The 17,997-nt window shown below is 70.0% G+C and carries 17 protein-coding genes; 6 read left to right on the forward strand and 11 right to left on the reverse strand.

The window, feature by feature from the left end:
* The 3 genes from VIR15_RS20490 to VIR15_RS20500 form a co-directional block, all read right to left on the reverse strand.
* Positions 1 to 446: GNAT family N-acetyltransferase (locus tag VIR15_RS20490; protein ID WP_331931227.1), on the reverse strand; the 446-nt coding region annotated here is incomplete at its 3' end.
* A 105-nt stretch (positions 447 to 551) separates the two neighbouring features.
* Positions 552 to 758 carry a dodecin family protein gene (locus VIR15_RS20495; RefSeq protein ID WP_331931229.1) on the reverse strand — a complete coding sequence of 69 codons (207 nt, stop codon included), beginning with the start codon at positions 756 to 758 and terminating at the stop codon, positions 552 to 554.
* Between the two features lie 131 nt (positions 759 to 889).
* Positions 890 to 1,516, reverse strand: a complete 627-nt coding sequence (locus VIR15_RS20500) for a superoxide dismutase (protein ID WP_331931231.1) — start codon at positions 1,514 to 1,516, stop codon at positions 890 to 892.
* 233 nt (positions 1,517 to 1,749) lie between these two features.
* Between VIR15_RS20500 and VIR15_RS20505 the strand changes: the two genes are divergently transcribed.
* Positions 1,750 to 3,786, forward strand: coding sequence for an MFS transporter (locus VIR15_RS20505; protein ID WP_331931233.1), 2,037 nt, complete (start codon positions 1,750 to 1,752; stop codon positions 3,784 to 3,786).
* Complete coding sequence (locus tag VIR15_RS20510) at positions 3,783 to 4,376, forward strand: TetR/AcrR family transcriptional regulator (RefSeq protein WP_331931235.1); 594 nt, start codon at positions 3,783 to 3,785, stop codon at positions 4,374 to 4,376. Before VIR15_RS20505 ends, VIR15_RS20510 begins: the two co-directional genes overlap by 4 nt.
* Positions 4,377 to 4,420: 44 nt before the next feature.
* Here VIR15_RS20510 and VIR15_RS20515 read toward each other — a convergent pair whose 3' ends face one another.
* From VIR15_RS20515 to VIR15_RS20525, 3 genes are read right to left on the reverse strand one after another with little or no spacing between them, the layout of a single operon-like run.
* On the reverse strand, positions 4,421 to 7,882 hold the full coding sequence (locus VIR15_RS20515) for a DEAD/DEAH box helicase (RefSeq protein WP_331931237.1): 3,462 nt from the start codon (positions 7,880 to 7,882) through the stop codon (positions 4,421 to 4,423).
* Between the two features lie 51 nt (positions 7,883 to 7,933).
* Positions 7,934 to 8,953: an LLM class flavin-dependent oxidoreductase gene (locus VIR15_RS20520; RefSeq protein ID WP_331931239.1), complete on the reverse strand. Its 1,020-nt coding sequence runs from the start codon at positions 8,951 to 8,953 to the stop codon at positions 7,934 to 7,936.
* 23 nt (positions 8,954 to 8,976) lie between these two features.
* Positions 8,977 to 9,510 (reverse strand): DUF1697 domain-containing protein, encoded by a 534-nt coding sequence (locus VIR15_RS20525; RefSeq protein WP_331931241.1) that lies wholly within the window; start codon positions 9,508 to 9,510, stop codon positions 8,977 to 8,979.
* A 2-nt stretch (positions 9,511 to 9,512) separates the two neighbouring features.
* On the opposite strand from VIR15_RS20525, the gene VIR15_RS20530 reads away from it, so the two are divergent.
* Positions 9,513 to 10,037, forward strand: coding sequence for an acyl-CoA thioesterase (locus tag VIR15_RS20530; protein ID WP_331931243.1), 525 nt, complete (start codon positions 9,513 to 9,515; stop codon positions 10,035 to 10,037).
* A gap of 8 nt (positions 10,038 to 10,045) precedes the next feature.
* On the forward strand, positions 10,046 to 10,519 hold the full coding sequence (locus VIR15_RS20535; protein ID WP_331931245.1) for a TY-Chap domain-containing protein: 474 nt from the start codon (positions 10,046 to 10,048) through the stop codon (positions 10,517 to 10,519).
* A gap of 64 nt (positions 10,520 to 10,583) precedes the next feature.
* Here VIR15_RS20535 and VIR15_RS20540 read toward each other — a convergent pair whose 3' ends face one another.
* Positions 10,584 to 11,408 carry an SDR family NAD(P)-dependent oxidoreductase gene (locus tag VIR15_RS20540; protein ID WP_331931248.1) on the reverse strand — a complete coding sequence of 275 codons (825 nt, stop codon included), beginning with the start codon at positions 11,406 to 11,408 and terminating at the stop codon, positions 10,584 to 10,586.
* A 31-nt stretch (positions 11,409 to 11,439) separates the two neighbouring features.
* Positions 11,440 to 12,408 (reverse strand): NADPH:quinone oxidoreductase family protein, encoded by a 969-nt coding sequence (locus VIR15_RS20545; protein ID WP_331931250.1) that lies wholly within the window; start codon positions 12,406 to 12,408, stop codon positions 11,440 to 11,442.
* 77 nt (positions 12,409 to 12,485) lie between these two features.
* Here VIR15_RS20545 and VIR15_RS20550 point away from each other — a divergent pair, with 77 nt between their 5' ends.
* Positions 12,486 to 13,805: a DUF4921 family protein gene (locus VIR15_RS20550; RefSeq protein WP_331931252.1), complete on the forward strand. Its 1,320-nt coding sequence runs from the start codon at positions 12,486 to 12,488 to the stop codon at positions 13,803 to 13,805.
* On the opposite strand, the gene VIR15_RS20555 is transcribed toward VIR15_RS20550, so the two are convergent.
* The 3 genes from VIR15_RS20555 to VIR15_RS20565 are packed head-to-tail and all read right to left on the reverse strand — an operon-like array spanning position 13,780 to position 17,226.
* A complete protein-coding gene (locus VIR15_RS20555) occupies positions 13,780 to 15,231 on the reverse strand; it encodes a flavin-containing monooxygenase (RefSeq protein WP_331931254.1) in 1,452 nt (483 codons plus the stop codon). The two genes, VIR15_RS20550 and VIR15_RS20555, sit on opposite strands and share 26 nt — an antisense overlap.
* Positions 15,232 to 15,272: 41 nt before the next feature.
* Complete coding sequence (locus tag VIR15_RS20560) at positions 15,273 to 16,769, reverse strand: multicopper oxidase family protein (protein ID WP_331931256.1); 1,497 nt, start codon at positions 16,767 to 16,769, stop codon at positions 15,273 to 15,275.
* Positions 16,756 to 17,226 (reverse strand): hypothetical protein, encoded by a 471-nt coding sequence (locus VIR15_RS20565; protein WP_331931258.1) that lies wholly within the window; start codon positions 17,224 to 17,226, stop codon positions 16,756 to 16,758. The genes VIR15_RS20560 and VIR15_RS20565 overlap by 14 nt, the downstream gene beginning before the upstream one ends.
* A gap of 170 nt (positions 17,227 to 17,396) precedes the next feature.
* Between VIR15_RS20565 and VIR15_RS20570 the strand changes: the two genes are divergently transcribed.
* Positions 17,397 to 17,997: hypothetical protein (locus VIR15_RS20570; protein WP_331931260.1), on the forward strand; the 601-nt coding region annotated here is incomplete at its 3' end.

The following is a 17,997-nucleotide window of genomic DNA, read 5'->3' on the forward strand; positions in this document are numbered from 1 at the left end:
TGCCAGTCCCGGTCGGGCACGCGCACGAAACCGAGCCGTCCATAGACCCGGTGCGCCGCGCGCATGGACGGCTGCGTCGACAGGGCGAGGCCCACCAGCCCGAGGGCGCGGGCACGCTCGATGCAGCGGACCATGAGGGCCTCGCCGATCCCGCGTCCCTGCGCCGACGGATCGACTGCGAGCATCCGCACGTCGCCCTCCTCCGCCAGGGCGATCTCATGGAAGGCGGTGCCGGGCGGCGCGAACGTCACCGTCCCGAGCACCTTGCCGTCGTCGTCCGCAGCGACCCACAGCTCCGCGCCCTCGGCACGACGACGGGCGTCTGCCAGCGTCTGGACATAGGTGGAGTCCTCCGACAGGTGTCCGCCGTCGAGGTACGCCCGCACGGTGATCTCGCCGACAGCCTCGAAGTCGCCCGGCTCGGCCGGCCTGATCGTGAGCGCCATGGGCTCGATTGTGACCCAGCCGCGTGATCGACTGCACGTGCGTCCACGAGCGGGCCCAGCGGCATACGGCCAACGCCGGTGAACCCGCCGGCGTGAAAGCCCGGGCTATTCGGCTTCGTACTTGAAGGAGACCCGCAGCTTGGTCCGGTACAGGAACGAGCCGTCCTCGTCGATCGCGACGTCCTGCTCGACGACTGTTGCGACCCTGAGGTCCCGAAGGGTCTGCTGGGCCTGCGTGAGCGCCACACCCGCCGCGTCCTCCCACGACTGCGAGCTGGTGCCGATGAGTTCGGTGACCCGGTAGACGCTCATGAACCCTCCTTGACCGACGGGACTGCGTGCCAGCCATGATTCTCCCGCTCCCCATGGAGCGCAAGGGTGGTCCCTGAGTGCCAGACGCGCGGCATGGCGCGCGTCTGGCACTCCGTGATATGCCTCGGGCGTCACGCCGAGATGATGAGCCCCTTTGTGGCGCGGGCGCGCTGGAGACGCTGGGCGACGTCCTGCCAGTTGACGATGTTCCACCACGCCTTGACGTAGTCGGCCTTGACGTTCTCGTACTGCAGGTAGAACGCGTGCTCCCACATGTCGAGCTGGAGCAGCGGGATCTGGCCGACGGGGATGTTGCCCTGCTGGTCGAACAACTGCATGATGTGCGGCCGCTCGGCGAGGGTGTCCCACGCCCAGATCGACCAGCCGGAGCCCTGGATCGCGTTGGCGTTCGCGTTGAAGTGGGCCTGGAACTTCTCGAAGCCGCCGAAGTACTCGTCGATCGCGGCCTTGACCTCGCCGTCGGGCTGGCCGCCGCCGTCCGGGCTCATGTTCTTCCAGAAGACGGAGTGGTTCGTGTGGCCACCGAGGTGGAAGGCGAGGTTCTTCTCGACGCCGTTGACCGCGGCGTAGTCGCCTGAGTCGCGGAGCTCCTCGAGCTTGGCGACCGCGGCGTTGGCGCCGTCAACGTAGGCCTTGTGGTGCTTGCTGTGGTGCAGCTCCATGATGCGAGCGCTGATGTGCGGCTCGAGAGCCGCGTAGTCGTAGTCCAGCTCCGGAAGCGTGTAAGCCACTGTCATTCCTTTCGTCGAAGACCTGCCGGCCCCGACCACTCTATGCCGCGCCTGAGCAGGCCAAACAGGGTGTCCGCGCGGGGTCAGGTGCCCGCTGACTGCATCCTTCGTCCTCAAGCCGCCTTGAAGTCAAACCGATCTCCCGTATGCCGCTGAGCCGGGTGATCGGGTCACTGCGTCGTGGGTGGTCGGTTAGGTTGTGGGTGAACTTTTGTTCACCCCCAGCTCCAGGAGTGGCCGTGACCAGCACCACGACGACCGTGCCGCCCGACCAGCGCGAGAGAGCCCGCCTGCCGACGGGCCTGATCATCACTGTCCTCGCGTTGTGCGGGACGCTCGTGTCGTTGCAGCAGACCCTCGTCCTGCCGCTGTTGCCGGAGTTCCCGGACATCCTCGGCACGACGAGCGAGAACGCCTCGTGGCTGGTCACGATCACCCTGCTGACGGGTGCGGTCGGGACGCCGATCGTCTCCCGCCTTGCAGACATGTTCGGCAAGCGCCTCATGCTCCTCGTCTGCCTTGGGTCGGTCATCGTCGGTTCCGCCGTGGCAGCGATGAGTACGTCGCTCGCGCTCGTCGTCACGGGTCGCGGTCTGGCCGGCATCGGGACGGCCCTTGTGCCCGTCGGGATCAGCATCATGCGCGACCACCTGCCGGCCGACAAGGTGGGCTCGGGCGTCGCGCTGATGAGCGCGACGCTCGGGATCGGGGGCGCCGTCGGCATGCCGCTCGCGGGGGTCATCTCGTCCAACTTCGACTGGCATGCCCTCTTCCTCGTCTCCGGCGGCTTCGCCGTCGTCATGCTCGTCGCGGTGCTCCTCGTCGTGCCGGAGTCCACGGTCCGGGCGGGGGGCCGCTTCGACTACCTCGGTGCCGCGCTGCTCTCGTTGGCCCTGACCTGCTTCCTCCTCGCCGTGTCCAAGGCGGGCGCCTGGGGCTGGGCCGACCGGAGGACGCTCTTCCTGCTCGTGGTCGCCGCGCTCACCGTGGCCGCCTGGGTCCCGATCGAGCTCCGGTCGGGGCAGCCCCTCGTCGACATCCGGACCTCGCTCCGGCGCACCGTCCTGCTCACGAACGTGGCGTCGGTCCTCGTCGGCTTCGCCATGTTCGCCAACTTCCTCAGCTCCACGCAGCAGGTCCAGATGCCCGTCGAGTCCGGCTACGGCTTCGGCCTGTCCGTCGTCGAGACCGGCCTCATCCTGTTGCCCAACGGCATCCTCATGGTCCTGTTGTCGCCGGTGGCCGCCACCCTGATCCGGCGATTCGGGCCGCGGGCGATGCTCATCGCAGGCGCGATCGTCATGGCGGCCGGCTTCGTCATGCGCAGCTTCCTGCACGCCACGCTCCTCGAGGTGGTCGTGGCCACCGGCGTCTCGTCGGTCGGGATGGTCCTCGCGTTCGCGGCGATGCCCACGCTGATCATGCGGTCGGTGCCGATCACCGAGACAGCGTCGGCCAATGGACTCAACACGCTGCTCCGGGCCATCGGCACCTCCAGCGCCAGCGCGGTGCTGGCAGCGATCTTCTCTGGTTTGACCATGGAGGTCGGCGGCGCTCCGATCCCGACCTTCGGCGCCTACCAGCTCGTCTTCTGGCTGGGCACCGCCGCAGCCCTCACGGGTGCCGGCGTGGCCGCCTTCATCGTCCGGCCCACGGTGCTCGAAGAAGGTGCCGGGGAGGTCGCCGCGGAGCCGGGCATCGTTGCGGCCGGCAAGCGCGACGCCGTCAAGCCGGTTGACAGCCAGCCCGAGATGCTCGTCCGCGGTCTGGTGCGCAGCCGGTCCGGCAAGCCGATCCGGCAGGGCGTCGTCACGGTGCTGCACCCGGACGGACGGCACGTCGACTGGGGCCGCACGGACAACGAGGGCCGGTACGTCCTGGCGCTCCCGTCTGCGGGCAGGTACCTCGTGGTCGCCTCTGCGGACGGCTGGGCGCCCCAGTCCGGCCTGGTCGGGATCGGCCACGGGGACCTGGAGCCGATCACCATGACGCGCCGGCTGCTCCTCAGCGGGCGGGTCACGGACGACGGCACGCCGCTGGGGGCCATCATGCTGTCGCTCATCCGGCACTCCGGCGAGTACGTCGCGACCGCCCATGCCGATCCCGACGGGAGGTACGAGATCGGGCTCCCGCCCCCGGGCCGCTACGTCCTCACCGTCGTCGACCACGCCACCGGCCGGACCCGGTCCCGCGCAGTGCAGATCGGCAGCACGTCGGCGACACTCGATGTCGACATCGTGACGGGGATCCCGCAGGCCGTGGAGCGGGCGTCGTGACTGCTCTCGGCCATCGAGGTCCGCCCGACAGCCCGGCCCCCGGCAGCGGCTCCTCGCGCGCGGCCATCCTCCATGCTGCGCGACGGCTGTTCGGCGAGCGCGGCTACGCCGCCACCACGATCCGTGAGGTCGCCGCCGAGGCTGGCGTCAGCCCGGCCCTGGTCATGAAGTGCTGCGGGAGCAAGGAGCGGCTCTACGCCGACGCGACGCCGCTCGAGCCGACCCCGATCGATGCGAACCAGCCCCTTGACGGACTCGGCGAGCTGCTCGTCCGACGAATGCTCGACCGGCGCACGGACGACGTGGCCGAGCCCTGGCTGCGGGGCCTCTACCTGATCTCCGGAGCACCGGATCCTGCTGCGGCCCGGGCCGAGTTCCGCGAGCGAATGCTCAAGCGGTTCCCGACCACGGATGCGCCCGGACGGCGACGCGCTGATCAACTTGCCTGTCTCCTCATCGGCCTCGCTGCCGGCTCGCGGATGGTCCGCCTGCTCGCTCCAGAGGAGACCGAGCTGGGCGAGGTGGTGCGGGAATACGGAGCGCTGGCCCAGCAGCTCATCGACGGCATCACCACCAGCGACAGCGGCTGACCCGAGTCCGGCTGGCAGGCTGCGGGATTCGCGCCTCCACCTGGTCAGCTCGGCAAGCCGAGCAGGTCCTTGACATCGTCCGCCGTGATGGCGCCGGACAGTGCACCGCCCTCGTCGACGACGCGCTGGAAGAGGTCCCGCTTGCGCTCCTGGAGCGCGACGACCTTCTCCTCGATCGTTCCCGCCGAGACGAGCCGGTAGACGGTGACCGGTTTGCCCTGCCCGATGCGGTGCGCCCGGTCGATCGCCTGGGCCTCGGCCGCGGGGTTCCACCAGGGGTCGAGGACGAAGACGTAGTCGGCCTCGGTCAGCGTCAGTCCGAAGCCGCCTGCCTTGAGGCTGATGAGGAACGCCGTTGCATCCCCGTCCCGGAAGCCTCGGATGACCGACTGCCGGTCCCGTGTCGAGCCGTCGAGGTACGAGGTGCGCAGACCCGCCGCCGCGAGGGCCCGCTCGACGATGCGGAGGAAGCCGGTGAACTGGCTGAACACGAGGGCCCGGTGTCCCTCTGCCTCGAGCTCCTTGAGCTGCTCGACGAGGAAGTCGACCTTGGCCGCGGTCGCCTTGCCGTGATGTGCGTCGTCGACGAGTGACGGGTCGAGGGCGAGCTGGCGCAGTCGAGTGAGCGACGCGAGGATCGCGACGCGGTTGGCCTCCGGGTCACCCAGCAGGCCCAGCACCCGCTGCCGCTCGCGCTGGAGGTGCTGGTCGTAGATGTGGCCGTGGACCGGGTGGGGGTCGAGCGGCAGCACCTGCACTTGCTTGGGCGGCAGGTCCAGCGCGACCTGGTCCTTGGTCCGGCGCAGCATCAGGGGGCGGATCCGGCGGCGCAGGTGGTCGAGCAGCTCGGGCCGCGCTCCCGACTCGATCGGCTTGCGGTAGTTCTTGGTGAAGACGTCCGGCCTGGGATAGAGCCCGGGCGCAGTCAGCGACAGCAGCGCCCACAGGTCCATGAGGGAGTTCTCGAGCGGCGTGCCGGTCACGGCGAGGGTGAAGGGTGCCCCGAGGCGGCGCACGGCGACGTGCGTCTTGGCCTGGCGGTTCTTGACGAACTGCGCCTCATCGAGGACGACGCCACCCCACTCGATCTCGCGGAACGCCGCGTCGTCGAGGCGAAGCACGGCATAGGACGTGACGATCACCTGGGCATCCGCGACGGCCTCCGTGACGGGCGTCCCACGTTTGCGGCTCGTCTCGGTCACGGCCGCCACCTGCAGGTGCGGCGCGAAGGTCTCGAGCTCCCCGAGCCAGGTCCCGACGACGCTCGTCGGGGCAACGACGAGAACCGGTCCGCGGCCCTGGGCGGCGGGGACCGACACCCGGCTGCCGAGCTCGCCCCGCTCATGAGCCCGGGCGAGGACGGCGATGACCTGCAGCGTCTTCCCGAGGCCCATGTCGTCGGCAAGGATGCCGCCGATCCGCGCGTCCCACAGCCGGGCCAGCCAGTGATAGCCCTCGAGCTGGTAGGGCCGCAGCGTGGCGTGCAGGTCTGTCGGCACCGGCGGCGGCTGCGCGGCGGCGAGCTCCGCACCGAGCGCCGCGACGTTGGCCGCCCACCGCGTGCTCTGGTGGTCGACGACGCCGAGGGCGACGAGCTCGTCCCAGAAATCGACGTGGTGCGGGGACAGGCGCAGCCCACCGGACGAAGGGTCGGCGATCTCGCGCGCCTCCTCGATGAGCTCCTTGAGTCGGCGCAGCTCCGGTCGGTCGAGACGGAACCAGGCTCCGGAGTCGAGGAGCATGACCTCGTCCCCCTCAGCCAGCGCCGCGAAGAGCGGCTCGAAGGGGACCGCCTCACCGTCGACCTCGACCGAGATCCGCAGGTCGAACCAGTCGGTCGGCCCGTCGTCGACCCGCCGCCGGTGGCCGTCACCTTCCTGGTCGTCCGTGCCGATCCGGATGACGGGGGCGCTCGTCACCTCCTCATAGGTAGCCAGCTCGCTCTCGACGGCGACGACGACGTGCTCGTCTGCCTCCAGCTGCTCGAGCTGCTCGGTGACGAACCTTGCCGCGTCGACTCCCTTGAGCTCCAAGTGAGTTGCCAGATGCAGATACCCCGTCGAGTCACGCCAAGTGGCGCCCCGGACAGCGTGCACCGAGGTTGCGCCCTCGACAGCGACCCGCTCTGCGGCGCGGTCCCGGACCGCCCCGCCGAACCGCTGCGTGGTGAAGGGCCGCACGTGCCCGTCGTAGGCGAAGCCCAGATCGAGGCGCAGCTCGCCCGGCACGTCGCCGACGACGTGGACGTGCACCTGAACGCGCTCCGGCAGCTCGTCGGGCTGGCCCTTGGGGGCGGGAAGTGGGATGTCGGACCGGACCCTGACGTGGTCACGCAGCCCGGGCACCGCCGTGGTGAGGAACCGGGATCGTTCCTCGGCCGGCACCCGCAGGCCGGCCAGGGCCTGGGTGACCGCGTTGCGGTCGAGGCCGAGATCCTGCTCGAGGGCTACCAGCGTCAGCGCGCCGTCGTCACCCTCGATGACGAGACCGTGCACCGGGTCACCGATGTGCAGCACCTCGCCGACGAGGTCCTCCGGCAGGCCCTCGGTCGTGACCCTGAGGACGAGGTCGCCCGAGCCGTCGTCGGCCTTGAGCACGTGGAGGACGAGCTCGGCCGGCTCGTCGAGGAGCCGCACCGGTCCCGCGACGCCCTCGCCGGGCAACAGGGCGATCCCGGCGTCACGCGCCTCGCGCAGCAGCGGCCACACCTCCGGACTCGCGTCGAGGTTGAGCGGGGCCGCTGCGGTGAAGTACGTCGTGCTGCCGGATCCCCTGCGCGCCTCGTCCCGCAACCTCGTCAGGATCCGCTCGTGCTCCGGCAGGTAGCGGACGCCGGACCGCCACTGCGGGAGCGCGTCGTGCCACGTCAGGCTCTGGTGCCACGAACCGGTGCGGGTCCGGCGCGTGGCCCGCAGCCCATAGCCGATCTCCGGCTGTTTCTGCCAGCCACCGCTCCGGTAGATCGCGTCGACGAAGAGCCCGGCGGGCATGAGGTCCCCGCGCGGCTCCGGAGCCGCCGGAACCTCCCGGTCCCGCCCTCGCGGTCGCACGTGGCCGAGCACGTCCGCCCAATGGGCCTCCGAGCGTGCGGACGGGGCTGTCATCGCCCCGCCCTCGACCATCGTCTCAGCGCCGGCAGCGGGCACACCGGCGTCACTGACGAGGTCCGGCGGCTCCTTGCCGTTGGCGACGTCCCGCGCCAGCAGGAGGAGCGCGACGACGTGCTTGCAGTCCGAGCCGACCGGGCAGCTGCACCGACCGGACCACAACGGCGCCCGCCCCTTCGGGTGGGGCCTCGCCTCGATGATGGTCTGGTAGGTCTCCGAGCCGGAACCCTCGACAGTGCCGAGCAGCATCATCCCCTCGGGACGCGCCGCCAGCGACCGGACGCGGTGCTGGGCCGCATAGGCCACGCCCCGGTCGAAGGTGCGGGAGCCGACCTGCTGGGCGATCTCCGGGTCGGACAGCTCACCGACCCACGTCGCCCGACCCACGCTCCACGCCATGCGACCGACTCTAGGCGGGCCACCTGACACTCTGGATGGCCATCCACAGGCTCAGCGCCACCCGAGCTCCGGGGCCACGTGCGTCAGGACGCTCTCGATGACGTGCGCGTTGTAGTCGACGCCGAGCTGGTTCGGGACCGTCAGGAGCAGGGTGTCGGCGGCCGCGATCGCCTCGTCCTCGGCGAGGGCGGCGACGAGCCGCTCCGGCTCATCGGCGTAGGTCTTGCCGAACCGCGCGAGGCCGCCCTCGAGCTGACCGACCTGGTCCTGGCTCCCGGACTCGCGGAAGAAGTACTGCCGGTCCAGCTCGTCCACAATCGGGAAGATGCTCCGGCTCACGGAGACTCGCGGCTCGCGCTCGTGACCCGCAGCCTTCCAGGCGTCCCGGAAGCGCTGGATCTGCTCCGCCTGGAGCTGGTGGAACGGCACTCCCGTGTCCTCGGTCAGCAGCGTGCTGCTCATGAGGTTCATCCCCAGCTCGGCCGTCCACTCCGCCGTGGCCCGCGTGCCGGCTCCCCACCAGATGCGGTCGCGCAGCCCGGGCGAGTGCGGCTCGATGCGCAGCAGGCCGGGCGGGTTGGGGAACATCGGCCGCGGGTTCGGCTCGGCGAAGCCCTCCCCCTTGAGGAGTTCGAGGAACACCTGGGCGTGCTCACGCGCCATGGACGCCGCGTCCGAGCCCTCGGCCGGCACGTGCCCGAAGTACCGGAAGCCGTCGATGACCTGCTCCGGCGATCCACGGCTGATCCCCAGCTGCAGTCGCCCACCGGAGATGACGTCCGCAGCACCGGCGTCCTCGGCCATGTAGAGCGGGTTCTCGTAGCGCATGTCGATGACGCCGGTGCCGATCTCGATCCGGTTTGTCCGTGCTCCGACGGCCGCGAGCAGCGGGAAGGGCGAGGCGAGCTGGCGCGCGAAGTGATGCACCCGGAAGTACGCGCCGTCCGCACCGAGGTCCTCGGCCGCAACCGCCAGGTCGATGGACTGCAGGTGCGCATCGGCCGCCGACCGCGTCTGCGAGTGCGGCGAGGGCGTCCAGTGCCCGAACGACAGGAAACCGATCTTCTTCATCAGACCTCCACGTGCATGGCGAGTCAGCCCCACTTCTCGGCAAGTGCGGTGATGACCTTGAGATTTCGATTCGTGGCCGGCCCAAGGATCTTCTCGATGGCTGCGTTCGACACCTTTGCCGTGCCGTAGGGAATGTCGAGGAGCAAGTGAACCGCCCGGCCGCGCACGTAGATTCGTTCACCATCACGAGAAAGCGCCTCCACCCGCTTCGCATCGGCCGCAGCGGGGGTCGCCTTCACGAGGCTCACATAATGGCCGTATGCCGCTGGGCTCGCTTCCGCGAGGACCGTGGCGTCGGCTGCCACCCGGGTCAGCTCTCCCGGGGTGAGCGCGACAGTGGCCACCGAGAAGCCACGATCCGCCTCGAAGAGGACCTCGAGCGCGGTCTCGAGCTTGGCCCGAGAGCGAACCGGACTGGTCAAACGGACGTTCCCCGTCTGTATGTGCGTCTCGACGTCGCCGTATCCCGCCTCGGTGAGCGCGGCCCGCAGCTCAGCCATGGGATACGCGCGTCCACCCACGTTCACGGCCCGGAGGAAGACGATCCAGGTGGACATGAATGCAGGTTACGCGGCCAAACGGGCCCGTCGTCGGGCAGGATGGTCAGGTGGTCGATCCGCGCTCTCTGACTCTCTCAGACTTCCCGGTTCACCGTCCCGTTACCACTCGATGGTCGGACAACGACATGTACGGGCACCTCAACAACGCCGTGTACTACGAGCTGTTCGACTCCGCGATCAACGGATGGCAGGTCGAGCACGTCACCATCGACCCGCTGACGGACCCGACCCAGGGCGTCGTTGCCGAGTCGAGTTGCACGTTCTACTCGGAGGTCGCCTTCCCCACGCCACTCATCGTCGGCCTGCGTATTACCCGGCTGGGGACAAGCAGCGTCACGTACCAGCTGGGACTGTTCGTCGACCCCGAGATTGCCGAGGTTGGCGACGGCCCGCCCAAGGCGTTGGGCCACTGGGTCCACGTCGAGATCGACGCCGACACACGCCGCCCCACGCCGATCCCTGAGCACCTGCGGCGGTTGCTCGAGACGGCGGTCGTGGATGTGCGAGCGCTCGACCCGACCTGACCGCCGCAGTGGACAGCACGGACGCGACCGATGAGACGTGGGAGGCCTGGAGCGCCCGTGTCGCAAGGGAACTCGAGCACCTCGGTCCGGATGACTGGGTGACGTTCGTCGTCCACGTCGACTCGGCGGCGGCGGTCGCAGAGGAGCGGCGTGAGGCACGCAGAGGGTGGCGCCGGGCGTTCGCACCGCCACCGCCGCCCCCGCCCGTTCCCGACGTCTTCCTCCAGGCCCGACCGATCGAGGGGCTGCTCGCCCTCGAGTGCATCGGTGACGCGGAGTTCGAAGGCATCACCGACCTCACGGCACGCCAGCTGGGGACCCTGGCCGCGCTGGGCTGGGAGCCCGACGGCGACGACCCTCATCTCTCGGCGACCTTCGACGTGTCGGAGTCAGGCGACGCCGCGGACCTGATCGCCGCGAGCCTCCGCGGCGTGCTCGGGGCCGAGTCTCCGGCCCGCGTCGACCTTCGCCGGAGCTCCTGACGACACGCACAGTCCCGACCCTCACCATTCGATCGAGTGAACAACATCTGTGTCCAAAAGCTGTTCACTCGATCGTGTGGGACGTCGAGGCGATCCGAGCTCCAGCCCTACGCATCGCCAGCCGATAGATCGGCCGCGCGAATCTCTTGACCCGCCAAGCAATTCGACCATCCCAATCGGTGAGGATGATGTCCCGGCGAGCGTCGATCCCGCTGATGACGATGGCCGCGACCTCATCGGCAGAGCGCCTGGACCGCTCAAGCAGACGTTTGCCCGCCGCCTCCATGTCGCCATCGGCGCCGGCGAAGGAGGCGCCGAGGTTGGTGCGGAAGAACGCCGGGCACACGACTGACACGGCGATCCCGTGAGGCGCCAGCTCATGGTCGAGGGTCTCGCTGACCGCGACCACGCCCGCCTTGACGGCGTTGTACGACGCCATGCCTGGGGCGTGAACCAGGCCGGCCAGGGAGGCGACGTTGACGATGTGACCGCGGCCCTGCTCCTTGAGGAGCGGCGTGAAGGTCCGACAGCCGCGGACGACGCCGAGCAGGTTGATGTCGACGATCCGGTGCCACTCGTCCATCGTGGCCACGTCGATCCGACCGCCCGTCGCGACGCCTGCGTTGTTGACGAGCACGTCCACGCCGCCCCACGAGTCTCGCACGTGCGCAAGGGCGCTCGTCCAGTCGGCGTCCAGTCGGACGTCCAGGGGCAGGTAGTCGACGCCGGCAGGGACCGAGTCCGGGCGAGCTCTCGCAACGTCGGTGGCCAAGACCCGGTCCCCCCGCTCGGCGAGCCCGCGAGCGAGCGCCAGTCCGAGGCCGGAGGCGGCGCCGGTGATGAGGACGCGCCGGGAGGACGTGGGCGCTGGGAGCGAGCTGAGCGGCATACGACAGAATCTACGGCCCCGATCGCCCACCTCAGCGGACGCGCAACGTGACCTTCCCGAGGGCACGACGCTCGTCGATCTCGGTCAGTGCAGCGGCAACGTCCTCCAGGGGATGGGTGCTGCCGATCGGCGGGTCGATGGCACCGCTCTCCAGCAGGGGAGTGAGGGCGTGCCACTGGGTGCGAAGGTAGCCGGGCTCGCTCATCCACATGGCACCCCACGCGACACCGACGACGCTGATGTTGTTCAGCAGTAGCCGGTTGACCTTCACCTCGGGGATCGATCCGGCGGTGAAGCCGATGACGAGCACCCGACCCTCTGGCGCGAGGCTGCGGAGGCTGTCCGTGAATCGGTCGCCGCCGACCGGGTCCACCACGATGTCGACGCCACGGCCACCCGTCAGTTCCTTTGCCCGAGCGAGAAACCCGTCGGCAGCGATCGCGTGGTGAGCCCCAGCCTTCTCGGCGGTGGACCGCTTCTCGTCCGACGACACGACCGCGATGACGCGCGCGCCCATCGCCTTGGCCAGCTGGATCGTGGCGGTGCCGATGCCCCCGGCCGCGCCGTGGACGAGCACGGTCTCGCCGCGCTCGAGGTGACCGCGGCGGGCGAGGGCAAAGTGGACGGTGAGGTAGTTCATGAGCAGCGCGGCGCCTGCGGTGAAGGAGACGCCGTCCGGCAGCGGGAAGACCATGGCCTCGGGGACGGCGACCGTCTCCGCGAAGGCGCCGAGGACCGGGAAGGCCGCGACCCGGTCGCCGGGCTGGAAAGTGCTGTCGGCACCGGCTCGGCGCACGACGCCGGCGCACTCGGCGCCGGGGATGAAGGGCAGGTCGGGCTTCATCTGGTAGAGGCCCTTGCTCTGGAGCACGTCGGGGAAGCTGACGCCCGCCTCGTGGACGTCGACGAGGACGTGGCCGGGCTCGAGGGTGGGCTCCTCGACCTCCTCGACGGTGACGGCCGCAGGCCCTTCGAGGACGGTGACTCTCGCTGCTCGCATGTACGGGACAGTAGTCGGGGCCAACGGGCGGCGGGCTGTGACCTCGGCTACGTCCAACCGCGGCCTACGCTGGCCGGGTGATCGAGCCGCTGACGCGACTGCCAGACGGGACCATCAAGCAGGTCAACCCGTTCACCGGCACCAAGGTGTGGACGTTGCCCGGCCGAGGGCGTCGGCCCGTCAACCGCACGAGTCGTGCCCCGCTGCCCATCGACCCCGCGGACAGCGGCCGGATCTGCTCGTTCTGCCCGGATCGAGCGCTCGAGACGACCCCCGAGATTGCGCGGCTCGTCCGTGACGCCGACGCGCGGGGGGGTTGGCGCGAGGTGCGCGGCCTGACCGCCGAGGAGGTTGTCGCGAGCCCTGCGGAGTTCCGGCTGGTGCCCAACCTCTTCGAGATCCTCTCCTTCGACTACTGGCACCTGGTCCACGGCTGGCAGCCGACGCTGGCCATGCAGGCCCACCAGCGTGCCTATCTGGCCACACCGGTCGGCCGCGAGCACGTGGCGCGGCTGGCCCGGACCCGGATGGCTGCACGGGCTGCGGACCCCGGGGGGGCCGGGTCGCTGGACGAGTCACTGAACGAGGAGGACGTCGAGCGCGAGGCGGTGGGGCTCTTCGCCGGCAACCACCTGCTCGTCGTCGCCCGCCACCACTTCGAGCCGGGGGCGCTGGACGACTCGCTGTTGCGCGGCTCAGGGCGGCTGACGCCCGAGGAGCACTGCAAGTACGTCGAGTTCGCGATCACTGCGATGCAGGGCCTCTATCGCGACAACGAGCACGCCCGCTACGTCAGCGTGTTCCAGAACTGGCTCCAGCCGGCGGGCGCCTCCTTCGACCACCTGCACAAGCAGGTCGTCGCCATCGACGAGCTCGGCGCCCAGCTGGAGCGTGAGGCGGAGCAGGTGGTCCTGGAGCCTGACCTCTACCGGCGGTGGGGGCACGAGTATGCCGCGACGCAGGGGCTGGTCGTCGGCCGCACCGCGACCGCGGTGGCCTTCGTCGGCATCGGGCACCGGTACCCGTCGCTCGAGGTGCACTCTCTCGTGGCGGACCGCTGCCCGTGGGAGCTGTCGGTCGACGAGCGTCGGGACTTCTCGGACCTTTTGCACGCCTGCCACGCGGCGACCGGGGTCGAGGTGCCGAGCAACGAGGAGTGGCACCACCGGCCGCCCTCCCTGGAACTGCCGATGCCGTTGCGCGCCGTGCTCAAGTGGCGGGTCTCGACGCTCGCGGGCTTCGAGGGCGGGACGAAGATCTTTGTCAACACGATCAGCCCATGGTCGGTCCACGAGCGCGTCATGGGAGGTCTCGAGGTCCTCGCTGCGGCTGGGGAGCTGTCCGACCGGTTGCGACTCGGCGACGGCGAGGTCAGCGGAAGGCCATCGACGCGGTGACGTCGCCACGGAGCAGCTCACGACGATCGGGCAGGTAGCTCTGGCGCATCCGCCACGGCGCCCGGTCCCCCTGGTGAGGAAGTCTCCCCTCGGCACGTCGCACGTAGCCGGAGTGAAGTGGCAGGAGCGGCTGCTCGACCAAGCCGTCGGGAGGCGTCGGGATTGCCACGCGCAGCCCGTGTCGGTCCAGGTGGGCCAGGAGCCGGCACACGTACCGAGAGGCGAGGTCGGCGCGCAGCGTCCACGACGCGTTGACGTAGCCGAGGCTGAGCGCGAGGTTCGGGATCCCTCCCAGCATCAGGCCGCGGTAGACGAAGAGCTCGGACGGGGCCCGGCGCTCGCCATCGACGCTGAGGTCGATCCCGCCCGCGCTGAGCAGCCGGAGGCCGGTCGCGGTGACGATGACGTCGGCCGGCAGTTCGCGTCCCGACGAGAGACCGATCCCGGTCGGCGTGAAGGTGTCGATGGTGTCGGTGACGACCTCGACCTGCCCGTCCCGGATCGTCCGGAACAGGTCGCCGTCGGGCACGACGCAGAGGCGCTGGTCCCAAGGGTCGTAGCGCGGGGTGAAGTGCTGCTCCACGAGAGCCGGATCACCCAGGGCCCGCACCGTCCCTCGGGTGATCACGGAGCTCGCCAGTCGGGGCGCCCGCCGGCACAACTCGTAGAACCCGAAGGTCAGCAGGGCGTTCTTGTAGCGAACGGCGTCCGCAGCCAGCCGGGCCGGAAGCACGCGGCGGGCTGCGGTGGCGATGCGGTCCCGCCGCGCAAGTGCGACCATCCAGCTCGGCGACCGCTGGAGGATCGTGGTGTGCGCACCGAGCCGGGCGAGCGCCGGAGCGAGCGTGACTGCAGTGGCTCCGGATCCGATGATGACGACACGGCGGCCCGCGACCTCCAGCGCCTCGGGCCAGAACTGCGGATGGACGATCGAACCGGTGAACTGCGCCTCGCCGGGGAACTCGGGGCGGTGGCCCTGCGCGTAGTCGTAGTAGCCGCTGCACAGGTGCAGGAACCCGCAGGTCAGCTGGCGCTGCTCGTCCCCCTGCCTGAGCGTCAGGGTCCACCGCGCCTCGCTGCTCGACCAGTCGGCAGCGACAACGCGGTGGCCGTAGCGGATCTGCCGGTCGATGCCGTGTCGCGCCGCCGTCCGTCTGATGTAGGCGAGGATCTTGTCACCGTCGGCGATGGACTCTGCATCGGTCCAGGGCTCGAACGGGAAGCCCAGCGTGCCCATGTCGGAGTCCGATCGCACCCCCGGATACCGGAAGAGGTCCCACGTGCCGCCCATCGCATCGCGTGCCTCCAGGATCGCGAAGCGCTTGTCCGGCAGCTCCGTCTGCAACCGGTAGGCCGCGTCGATCCCCGAGATGCCGGCGCCGACGATGGCCACGTCAAGGTGCTCAAGAGCTGTCCGCGGGGTCACCACGTCATTGTCACGCACCGTCGTGTGTAGGTCCCTCCACCTCACTCGGGCTGGTTCCCCGTGGCGCCGTTGATGGTGAAGGGTGTCGTGACGCCGTCGTACATGACGTGCGCGACGAGCCCCTCGACGGCGTGCTGGAGCGTGTGGCAGTGGTCGGTCCAGATGCCCGGGTTGTCGGCGACGAAGGCGACCTCGTAGCGCTCGCCCGGGTGGACGTCCAGGGAGTCGACCCACCACGGGCTGCCTTGGGCCGCAATGCCGTTGCGCGACAGGACGACCAGGTGATGGCCGTGCAGGTGCATCGGGTGGACCTCACCGGACTCGTTCGCGATGTGCATGCGAACGACGTCACCAGTGGTGACGTGGAACATCGGGACGTTGGGGAACATCCGCCCGTTGATCGTCCAGAACATGCCCGGCCGCCCGTCGATGAGGCCCGGCCGGCGACCGATGACGTAGTCGTAGGTGCGATCCGGGCGCTCGGCGTCGAAGCCGAGCGGCACCGGTGAGCCGTAGCTGAGCAGGTCGAGGTCCTGCTGCGGCTGGCGCACCTCCGGCGCCTGCGCACCCACCGGTCCCACGACGACGCTGCGCGCCCCACCGACGTGCACGCGGGCCGCTCCAGCAGCCGGTGCCACCACTTCGACGTCGACCCGGCCACCAGCCGGGACGAGGACGCGTCGACCGGTGACATCGGTGGGCTGGTTGACGTCACGGCCGTCGATGGCGACGACGCGGAACGGCTGCGACGCCCAGACGGCAGCCGTGCCTTGGTCCGTGTTGATGACCCGGATCCTGACGCGCTCCCCCAGACCAGCCTCGACGTGCTCGTCCTCGACCCGCCCGTTGAGCGTGTGCTGGCCCTCGTAGACGTGCAGGAGCGCGACCGCATCTGTGGTCGTAGGGTGTGTGGCGGCCGTGGGGGGCGCTGACGTCGCGGGATCGATGACGACGGCGCCGAGCAGGCCTCGTTCGACCTGTTCGTGGGAAAGCTGGTGCGCGTGGTACCAGTAAGTTCCGGCGTCGTCCGCCCGGAAGCGGTACACGTACCGCCCGCCCACGGGCACGGCGTCCTGGGTGACACCGGCCACCCCGTCGGCCGCGTTGGGCACGTCGATGCCGTGCCAGTGCAGCGTCGTGCCCGCCCCGACCGACTCGTTGACGAGCGTCACCTCGACGAGCTGACCCTGCCGCGCGCGGATCGTCGGTCCGGGAGAGGTCCCGTTGATGGTGTAGCCCTGGACACTGCGGCCTCCGGGGAGCGCGATCGGCCCACTCCGTGCGACGAGCTCGACCCGGACGTCCGCTGGCGCAGACGGGTCAGCAGTCAGCGCGGTGACACTGACTCCGGCGCCCCGTCCACCGTGGCCCACGTGCTGTGCGTCGACGCCCATGGTGAGGACCGAGTACTCGCCCAGCCGGCTCGAGGACCACGCCACGACCGCGAGGGCCAGCGCCGCCGTGAGCCCGAGACCGGCAAGGATGCGACGACGGAGGCCAGCGGCTCGGGGAACTCGCGGAGCGTCAGACCGAGGCACTGGCCGTGACGGTGGAGTCGGTCGGCCGTGCTTCGGCTCGCGCCACCAGCCGCGCCGCCTGCACGGAGCTCAGCAGGACGGCCAGGGCGTTGGCGCCATGGATCAGGCCCAGGTAGGGCAGGTCCGTGATCGAGTAGCCCAGCATGGCCTGGACGACGACGAGGCCGAGCACGATCGCCGCCCACTTCCGCGCGCCGGGCACCCTGACCAGGAACGACACGACGACGAGCGCGAGGGCTGCGAACGGGATGACCATTCCGCCGACGATCGCGTGGATGGGGAACCCGAGCTCCCCGGTGAAGTTGCCCGCGGTCTGGCTCTCGACGAGTGCCTTGTCGACGACGCCGCCCCCTTGGACATAACCAGCCATTCCGGCGAAGCCGAAGGCGATCGCCGCCGCCTGGACGAAGACTCCGGCCGCGATGATCCACGCGAGCACGGTGTAGGTCCTGCGCATGATGTCCCTCCCTGTGTCCTGCCACCCACCCGGGTGCACTTCATCCACGGTCCCGGGAAGGCTCGCGGCCCGGAACGCGGCCCTCCCCCGTCCCGAATGGAGGGCAGCCCCGGGGGTGGTCATGGGGAAACCCACTCCCCCGAAGGCACTCCGATGGCGGATCATGAGGTGTGCTCGCACGACGCGCGTGGCTCGTGGTGCTCGGTGTGGTCGGCACCGGGTCGATCGGCTATGTCCTGCTCGTTCGCGGGATCATGACTCCAGGGTCGCACCCGGGTGAGGGCTTGGGCTGGATGCTCTTCGGCGTCCTGCCCCTCTACGCCTTCGGCCTGTGGCTGCTCACCGCCACTTCGTCGCGGCTTGCGATCTACGTTGCCCTGGGTGCCACGGGGTCGGCTGTCGGTTCCGCGTACGAGACCTTCGTGTGGACGCACCCCGACGTGCTCGCGTCACCAACGTTTGCGCTGTTCAACCAGATCGGCTTGACCGCCGACGGACTGTCCGCCACCGGTTTCCTTCTCATGATTGCGTCATTCCCCGACGGCATCCTCGAACGTCGGTGGCAGCGCATCGCGTTGCGGCTCGTGTGGCTGGGAGTACTTGTCGGACCGGCCACTCTGCTGACCCACGACCACGTCGTGCTGCCTGAGTACATCGGTCTGGACGTCGCGCCCATCCCGAATCCCTACGTGGTTGCCGCGCTCAACCCCCTCCAGCCGTTCGTCGACCACGTGCTGCTCGAGTGGTGGGTGATCCCCCTCCTCGCACTGA

Source organism: Intrasporangium sp. (assembly GCF_036566125.1).
Classification (GTDB): Bacteria; Actinomycetota; Actinomycetes; order Actinomycetales; family Dermatophilaceae; genus Intrasporangium.